This window comes from Bradyrhizobium sp. (genome assembly GCF_016213215.1).
GTDB lineage: Bacteria > Pseudomonadota > Alphaproteobacteria > Rhizobiales > Xanthobacteraceae > Bradyrhizobium.
On sequence record NZ_JACRAW010000128.1, the window covers coordinates 1 to 7,581 of the forward strand.

The 7,581-nt window shown below is 62.2% G+C and carries 7 protein-coding genes, 1 tRNA gene and 1 pseudogene; 2 read left to right on the top strand and 7 right to left on the bottom strand.

Annotated elements, in window-relative coordinates:
- The first annotated feature begins 159 nt into the window (after positions 1 to 159).
- Positions 160 to 447 carry a hypothetical protein gene (locus HY852_RS21145; protein ID WP_291606835.1) on the top strand — a complete coding sequence of 96 codons (288 nt, stop codon included), beginning with the start codon at positions 160 to 162 and terminating at the stop codon, positions 445 to 447.
- Positions 448 to 580: 133 nt separating this feature from the next.
- Here the strand turns inward: HY852_RS21145 and HY852_RS21150 are convergent, their stop codons facing one another.
- The 4 genes from HY852_RS21150 to HY852_RS21165 all read right to left on the bottom strand — a co-directional run bounded on the left by HY852_RS21150 (position 581) and on the right by HY852_RS21165 (position 3,758).
- Complete coding sequence (locus HY852_RS21150; RefSeq protein ID WP_291606836.1) at positions 581 to 2,044, bottom strand: porin; 1,464 nt, start codon at positions 2,042 to 2,044, stop codon at positions 581 to 583.
- A 586-nt stretch (positions 2,045 to 2,630) separates the two neighbouring features.
- Positions 2,631 to 2,724 (bottom strand) — tRNA-Ser (locus HY852_RS21155).
- A gap of 341 nt (positions 2,725 to 3,065) precedes the next feature.
- Positions 3,066 to 3,263, bottom strand: a complete 198-nt coding sequence (locus HY852_RS21160; RefSeq protein WP_291606837.1) for a hypothetical protein — start codon at positions 3,261 to 3,263, stop codon at positions 3,066 to 3,068.
- 228 nt (positions 3,264 to 3,491) lie between these two features.
- On the bottom strand, positions 3,492 to 3,758 hold the full coding sequence (locus HY852_RS21165; RefSeq protein WP_291606838.1) for a hypothetical protein: 267 nt from the start codon (positions 3,756 to 3,758) through the stop codon (positions 3,492 to 3,494).
- 575 nt (positions 3,759 to 4,333) lie between these two features.
- On the opposite strand from HY852_RS21165, the gene HY852_RS21170 reads away from it, so the two are divergent.
- Positions 4,334 to 4,612 carry a hypothetical protein gene (locus HY852_RS21170; RefSeq protein ID WP_291606839.1) on the top strand — a complete coding sequence of 93 codons (279 nt, stop codon included), beginning with the start codon at positions 4,334 to 4,336 and terminating at the stop codon, positions 4,610 to 4,612.
- Between the two features lie 760 nt (positions 4,613 to 5,372).
- Here the strand turns inward: HY852_RS21170 and gatB are convergent.
- The 3 genes and pseudogenes from gatB to HY852_RS21185 all read right to left on the bottom strand — a co-directional run.
- Positions 5,373 to 6,851: an Asp-tRNA(Asn)/Glu-tRNA(Gln) amidotransferase subunit GatB gene (gene gatB, locus HY852_RS21175; RefSeq protein ID WP_291606841.1), complete on the bottom strand. Its 1,479-nt coding sequence runs from the start codon at positions 6,849 to 6,851 to the stop codon at positions 5,373 to 5,375.
- Positions 6,848 to 7,141 (bottom strand): hypothetical protein, encoded by a 294-nt coding sequence (locus HY852_RS21180; RefSeq protein ID WP_291606842.1) that lies wholly within the window; start codon positions 7,139 to 7,141, stop codon positions 6,848 to 6,850. The genes gatB and HY852_RS21180 overlap by 4 nt, the downstream gene beginning before the upstream one ends.
- A 2-nt stretch (positions 7,142 to 7,143) precedes the next feature.
- A pseudogene (locus HY852_RS21185) lies at positions 7,144 to 7,581 on the bottom strand (amidase family protein); the annotation flags it as partial.

Below are 7,581 nucleotides of genomic sequence, written 5' to 3' on the forward strand. Positions count from 1 at the left end.
ACGCTTTCAGCGCCGTTCGTCCACGCGAAAGCCTTGCTCACGGACTTGAGGCCCGCCCTGCAACGCTCCTCGCGCACGACGCAGTCGCGTCCACCGCATCCCAACCCGCGCTTCTGACGACTCGCGAACCGCCCCTCGTGTCGGGCCAGGACGGGCGGAGTGCTAGACGTGATTTGCCCGACGGTGAAAGCGAGTTATTTCGAGCGCCAGGACTGGACAGGCCAAATCAGCTTGAAATCGCTCACTAAATGGCAGTTTGGGCGCAGCCGCTTTTCGAGTCTTTCATCCGTGCGCGGGGCGAGCATCGAACTGAATTGCCGGGCCGGGCAAATCGGTCCGACCAAATCAGCCGTCATTGTCAACGTCGAACCCGGAATCCATTTCACAACGGATTTATGCGGCTCAATGGATTCCGGGCCTGCGTGCTTCGCACGCATCCCGGAATGACGAGACGGAGACGGGAGAGCGTGCTCCCACTCGTCGACGGCCGCGCCGCCCAGTAATCAGTTTCCTAACCGCTATAAGAAAAAACCCCGGCAGTTTCCTGCCGGGGTTCTTCGTCAAATCGTGAGAACCGGGATCACCAGTTGCGCTGAACGCGGAAGCCACCGGTCCAGGTGCCCTGATCCTTGAACTCGTACACGGCAGCCGGCTTGGCGGAGATTGCCGGCAGCGTGATCGCACCCGTGTTCTTCTGGTCGAGCGCGGTGTACGTCACTTCGCCCGAGATCGTCAGACCCTTGACCGGGGTCCAGCCCGTCCGCGTACCGATCTGCCAGATGTTGAAGTCCGGGTTGCAGGTCGAGCCAGCAACCATCGAAGCAGAGTACGTGGCGCAGACGAGAGCCTTACCGTTGGTGTTGTAGCTCAGAGCAGCATAGGCACCGAAGATCGAGGAGAACCACTTGGCATCCCAGTTATGGGTGTAGCCACCGCGGAAACCCCAAGCCGAGGTCAGCTCGAGACCGGTGCCAGTCGCCGCCGAAGTGCCGGCGAACACGGCGTCAGACACGCCCGCGAACGCGACGCTCTGATAGGCGCCGGCCAGGCCGGTGCTGCCGTACATCGCGTACGAGATCGGAACGAGGCTCTGGAACACGTAACGGCTTGCACCGTTCGAGTACGCCGCCTGGAGGTTGATCGTGTCGCCCGGACCGGTCGGGATGTTCTTGATCGACAGGCCCAACTGACCAGCCCAGCCCCACTTGTCCGACGGATGACCGGAGGTCTCGTTGGTCGTGGTGTAGTAGCTGGTGTGGTTGTCGTGCGCCGCGATCGACGCCTGGAACAGACCCCAGGCCTGATCAACGCGCAACTGACCGACGACGTCCGGAGCAGCCGCACCGCCGTAGCTGTTGGTGCCGTACGCGCCGCCCGCAGCGGTCGTAGCCGTACCACCAGAGGTGTTATAAAGGGCGGTGTAGTAGTAGTTGGTCGGATCCTGCAGCGAGATCGAGGCGGTGATGCCCGAACCGAAGTCCGCAGTGTAGCTCAACTGGTTGACGCCGGTGACGTCGCCCGAACCGCCGACCAGGAAGTCGTTGAAGTTGGCCGGATAGTTGGTCCACGGCACGTCGAACTGCGAGATCGCCTTACCCATCGTGAAGCCGGCGAACTGGATGAAGGCATAGTACACGCCGAGCGTACCGCCGGCGATCGCGTCGCCCGAGGTCCAGGTGAAGGTCGCATCGAAGAACGTGCGGACCACGCCGAGCTCGGTCGCGGTGCGCGTGTCGATGTTCAGGTCTTCACGGGAACGGCCCAGGAAGTAGTTGCGGTGACGGGTGTGCTGACCAGCGGCACCATCCCAGTTCGGACGGATGTAGTCGCCGCTGCCGTTCACGACGGCGTCGACGCGCAGGTAGCCACCCAGCTTGATGCAGGTGTCAGTGCCCGGGATGTAGTAGAAACCGGCACCATACAGGGAGCAGATCTTCACGTATTCGACCGCTTTGGCCTTTACGGGAAGATCGGCAGCCTGGGCTCCACCCATGGCGATCAGACCCGCCGCTGAGCCGAGCACAAGGCTCTTAATCATCTTCATGTTAAACCTCCAAGTTGCTCTCTAGGGAAGGTTCCGGATCCGGCGGGTGAAGCACCCTAAGGTTGGTTCCCTTGTCCCTTAAACCACCGCTTAGCCGCTTCGCGCCTTCGGACACACCCGCATGAACGCGAGGGACTTAAGCGAACCACCTAAGATCGGGACGACTTCGGGATGCCCCCCTCCGTCGCGCCCTCACAATTACCGAACGACCTTGCACAAGCAACAAAGGAACGCTCCCAAACGGCCTTGATCAGCGCCTTTTCGGCGCGGTGTTGCACAAATAACACGCGGATTCGATCGGGCGGCGCCGCCAAGTTATTGATGTTAAAATGATTTTAAGCCTGGTTCCGATCGCCCTCGAAATGCTGGCCGTTTGGTAACAGGGCACAGCCGCCGCCTCGAACGATGAAAAACGCGCGACGAATCGAAGAATCAGACACCCGGAATCGCGCCCGCGCGGGCTTCCGCGCGGACATTGATATGGACATTAATAAAGAGATCACCGGAGGAACCGCGACCGGCCGACGGCCTTGCAGCGCGGCGCCGCGGCCGCACCGTTCGCATTTGATCTGTCTACAGGGGAAGCTGGCGGAGACGGAGGGATTCGAACCCTCGATAGGCCTTTACAAGCCTATAACGGTTTAGCAAACCGCCGCCTTCAGCCACTCGGCCACATCTCCGGTGAGGCGGATATGCCCGACAGAGCGGCAAGCCGCAAGCGATAGAATGGAGATATTGCCCGCTTTGTGAAGCATTCGTGATGGCGATCGCCCGGTGCAGGCGCTCACAGGGTTCCGCTGACGATCGCTTACACGCCCGTCAGCCCCGCCGAGAGCCCCTCTCCATGCAATGAAGGGTTCCGTCAGACGCGCGGTGCGACGGTGAGACCAGGACGGCTCGTCGGCCCTCACGTTGAACCACACACCAGCCCTGCGCCGGCACGGAAAGCGCAACGGCACGATGTCCGTTGTTGGTGGTCGAGCGCCGTCCATATCCTTGCAAGCAGGACGCACGGGACGCTCTACATCGGCTGACCAATGATCTCGTGCGCCGGGCGACGGGTCGAATCCCGGTGGATTGATCTCTTTCCCGCTATTTCCAACCAAGGCCTGTGGTCAATGACGGGAAATGGAAGGCTGCGCTCGAAAGAACCAGCATCGCCGATGTGTGTCGACGGGCTGATTTCTAGTCGCCCGATTTCGGTCGATTCGATCAGCATCAAAGGCGATCGCGACATCCCCCGTCATTCCGGGGCGCGACGAAGTCGCGAGCCCGGAATCCATAACTCCAGGCGGCGGAAAGTTGCGTCCTACAGATCGCAATCATCAGGCGCACCGGGTCGGCAACCATTGTGGCTGTCGACCGTGCCGCGGTTCAATCGCGGGCGCGCTGGGCGTTATTGATTTGACGCGACGAGGACTTGCCGAAGAAGCGCAGACGAAGCGCCTCAGTGCATCGTCATCCAGGCCCTTGCCTCACGCTGCGGGGCGGCGATCTCGGCCTCCGACATCATCTCGGCGACCTCTTGGCGGAGCGCGATCGCGTCCTTGCGTCCCTTGAGCGCCGCGAGATTGAACCATTTGTGCGCGGCGACGAAGTCGACCAGGCCTGAACGACCGCTGGCCCAATACAGACCACGCTCGAACAGAACGTCGCAGATTGTGCTCGACTCGATCGGCATTGCCGAATCCAGATCGATGTTCCCGTGAAACATGTCGCATCCCCTTTGTTTTTATGCCGCCTCGCGAGCGAGTGCGGCCCCTGTCACTCTGACCAGGCATGACCAGGTCATGCTCATGGACTTCCCGTTATTCCCCATGCCGTTTGCCGGCTTGTGGGGCGATGATGGCCGAGCAAGTTTGAAAAGCAGTTTAAGTATCGCGATGAACGCGACGTAAACGCACGGCCCCGGACGGTCCGCGCCCAACTGCAGAAACCGTGGTGCGGCAAGGGTTTCCGCGCGTGCGACAGGTTCGGTTTACCTTGGGTCTTTGCCCGTCGATAACCATCCGCATAGAGGCTGGTTGGAGGCCTCCCTCACGAGATTTCCAAAGGCGCGGGATTCAAGCCCTGCTTTCTTCCGGCCGTGCAAGTCTCGCTTCCTCGGACCGTTACGCTCTTTGATGCAGAAGCGGTCCTGTCGCAATATGCCGGCGGCTTGACATGAGTACAGGCGCGATCAGGTCGCGCGGCAGGATATGAAACGCCTGAATGCAGGCCCGAGCGCGAAGCCCGGAACCACGCGCCTCTCGGAGCTTCGCCGGATGCGCCACCTGCGTGGCAGGATCCATGCTGAAAGGCGTTGCCGCGCGTCCAAGCCGGCACGTGCAGAATCGAAAGCGTTTGGAAAACGGGGAGATGAAACGCCGGACGCGGCCCGGCGAGGGAAACGAGGGCGTCGGCGAACACGTCAGGACCAAATCCCACCTGGGCCGCAAGGCCGCCGGTGAAATCGCGGAGCCCTGGTGGGGATCCGCAGCGAACGAAGAAAACCTGTTTCTTCTGCCGGACCGGAAGCCTGGGGAGCGAAGCTCCGCAAGGCAGATTGTGATCCGACCGTTGACCTGATGTCTCGCCGACACCCTCTTTCGTCAACCAGGGCGACCTACTGAAATCGGTGACCCTGACGACGTGCCGGCATCAAGGAGCCGGCATCTTCAGTCGAGCGAGACTTACTTCTTCTTCTTGGCGACCTTGCGGGTCTTCTTCGCAGTCTTCTTCACTGCGCTCTTCGCCTTCTTTGCCTTCTTAGCTTTCTTCGCCATGTTGCCCTCCGATGTGAGATGGCTCTATTTGCTGCGTGCACTCGGGTATCGAGATGCACTTCATCCCGAATACACCAACACGACGAAAAAAACAGCGTCCAGCTTAAGGAAGTGTTGACGGTGCGAGTGCGGCGCAAACGACGCGCTTCAATCGAAAGCGCAAGCGCGCGTGCGCAGAAGAATGCAAAAAACCCGCGCCGCATCGACACCGGCAATGTCAATATTGCAAGAAATCCCTGCGCTGCAGGCTTTTCTTTGATTCACACTGTTGACGAAGTTGATGCGATCGAAGCGCAGACGCTCGATCGATTCCCCGCGAAGGCACTTTGCACGGACTCTGAGTCGCCGATTTTGGCAACGAAAAAATTTTCATGCTTAACGGCGGAACGTCTCGCAACCGACCGATCGAGGCGATGTTTCGCACGAATCGCCGGCGCCGATTCGGTTGGCCGCCCGGAGCTCAATCGCGGCAATGGGTCGCCGCTTCGATGCGCCACGTCGAGCCGGAGCGGAGCGAAGGAGGTGCGGCAACGTGCCGTCACCTCCCTTGTCGGACCCGCCGATCAGATTCCGAGCTTGGACTTGAGCAGGTCGTTGACGGCCTGGGGGTTGGCCTTGCCGCCGGAAGACTTCATCACCTGCCCGACGAACCAGCCGATGGCTTGCGGCTTGGTCCTGGCCTGCTCGACCTTGTCCGGGTTGGCGGCGATGATGTCGTCGACCACCTTTTCGATCGCCCCGAGGTCTGTCACCTGCTTCATGCCGCGCTGTTCCACCAGCGCGCGCGGATCGCCGCCCTCCTGCCAGACGATCTCGAACAGGTCCTTGGCGATCTTGCCGGAGATTGTTCCCTCGCCGATCAGGTCGACGATCGAACCGAGCTGCACTGCCGAGACCGGCGAGGTGGCGATATCCCGGCCTTCCTTGTTGAGACGGCCGAACAGCTCGTTGATCACCCAGTTGGCGGCCACTTTGCCGTCGCGCGAACGGTTCGCGAGCTTGTCCAGCACCGCCTCGTAGAACTCGGCGCTCTCGCGCTCGGCGACCAGCACGCTCGCGTCGTAAGGCGAGAGACCGAAATCGGCGATGAAGCGCGCCTTCTTCTGGTCCGGCAGTTCCGGCAGCTCCGCCTTGAGTCCGTCGACGAACTCCTGGGTGAATTCCAGCGGCAGCAGGTCCGGATCGGGGAAATAGCGGTAGTCGTGCGCCTCCTCCTTCGAGCGCATCGAGCGCGTCTCGCCCTTGATGGAATCGAACAGGCGCGTCTCCTGATCGATCACGCCGCCGTCCTCGAGGATCTCGATCTGGCGGCGCGCCTCGTACTCGATCGCCTGACCGATGAAGTTGATCGAGTTCATGTTCTTTATTTCACACCGGGTGCCCAGCGGCCCGCCGGGCCGGCGCACCGAGACGTTGACGTCGGCGCGGAGACTGCCCTTCTCCATGTCGCCGTCGCAGCTGCCGAGATAGCGCAGGATCGAGCGCAGCTTGGTGACATAGGCCCTGGCCTGCTCGGCGTCGCGAAGGTCCGGCTTGGAAACGATCTCCATCAGCGCGACGCCGGAGCGGTTGAGATCGACATAGGACATTGTCGGCGACTGGTCGTGCAGCGACTTGCCGGCGTCCTGCTCCAGGTGCAGCCGCTCGATGCCGACGGTGACGCTGCGGCCGCCGTCGAGTTCGACCAGCACCTCGCCCTCGCCCACCACCGGCGACTTGTACTGGCTGATCTGGTAGCCCTGCGGCAGGTCGGGATAGAAATAGTTCTTGCGGTCGAACACCGAACGCAGGTTGATCCTGGCGTTGAGCCCGAGGCCGGTGCGCACGGCCTGGCGGACGCATTCCTCGTTGATCACGGGCAGCATGCCCGGCATTGCCGCGTCGACCAGCGACACGTGGGTGTTCGGCTCGCCCCCGAACTCGGTGGAAGCGCCCGAGAACAGCTTGGATTTCGAGGTCACCTGGGCGTGGATCTCCATGCCGATGACCATTTCCCAGTCGCCGGTCGCCCCCTTGATCAGCTTGTGCGTGGCTGTGCTCATGGCGTTGCTTCTCCGAGCAGCGAGGAAGCGATCCGCTCCCATTCGGCCTGCAATGAATCCTTCGGCGCGGGCCGGCCCGCCTGGCGATACCAATAGCCGGCGTTGGACAGATCGCCCTCGACGCGGTGCAGATAGGCATGCACCCAGGCGGCCTCGCGCGTGCCGTCGTCCTGGACGATCTTGTGCGCCCGGTCCCAGTCGCCTTTCGCCGCCCACCATATCCCTGCGAGCGGCGCGCCCAGGTCCGGCGCGGGCGCCGCGCCGGAAAGACTCGCCGTGAACGCCGCCATGTTCACCACCACCTCGCCGGCGTGAAGCGGCCCGCCGCCTGCTCGATCACCTCGCCGAGCGAGAACAGCGTCTCCTCGTCGAACGGACGGCCGATCAGTTGCAGGCCGAGCGGCAGGCCCTGGGCGTCCTTGCCGGCTGGGACGGCGATGCCGGGCAGGCCCGCCATGTTCACCGTCACGGTGAAGATGTCGTTGAGATACATTTCGACGGGATCGGCGCCGCCCTTCTCGCCCACGCCGAACGCCGCCGACGGCGTCGCGGGGGTGAGGATCGCATTCACGCCTTTCGCGAAGCAGTCCTCGAAATCCTTCTTGATGAGCGTGCGGACCTTCTGCGCGCGCAGGTAATAGGCTTCGTAATAGCCGGCCGACAGCACTTAGGTGCCGATCATGACGCGACGGCGCACTTCGGCGCCGAAGCCTACGGCGCGGGGGTTCTC

Excerpts from the sequence above, each read along its gene's own strand:
- HY852_RS21150 (WP_291606836.1), bottom strand. The coding sequence starts at position 2,044 with ATGAAGATGATTAAGAGCCTTGTGCTCGGCTCAGCGGCGGGTCTGATC.
- HY852_RS21160 (WP_291606837.1), bottom strand. The coding sequence starts at position 3,263 with ATGCTGATCGAATCGACCGAAATCGGGCGACTAGAAATCAGCCCGTCG.
- HY852_RS21165 (WP_291606838.1), bottom strand. The coding sequence starts at position 3,758 with ATGTTTCACGGGAACATCGATCTGGATTCGGCAATGCCGATCGAGTCG.
- HY852_RS21170 (WP_291606839.1), top strand. The coding sequence starts at position 4,334 with ATGCTGAAAGGCGTTGCCGCGCGTCCAAGCCGGCACGTGCAGAATCGA.
- gatB (WP_291606841.1), bottom strand. The coding sequence starts at position 6,851 with ATGAGCACAGCCACGCACAAGCTGATCAAGGGGGCGACCGGCGACTGG.
- HY852_RS21180 (WP_291606842.1), bottom strand. The coding sequence starts at position 7,141 with ATGGCGGCGTTCACGGCGAGTCTTTCCGGCGCGGCGCCCGCGCCGGAC.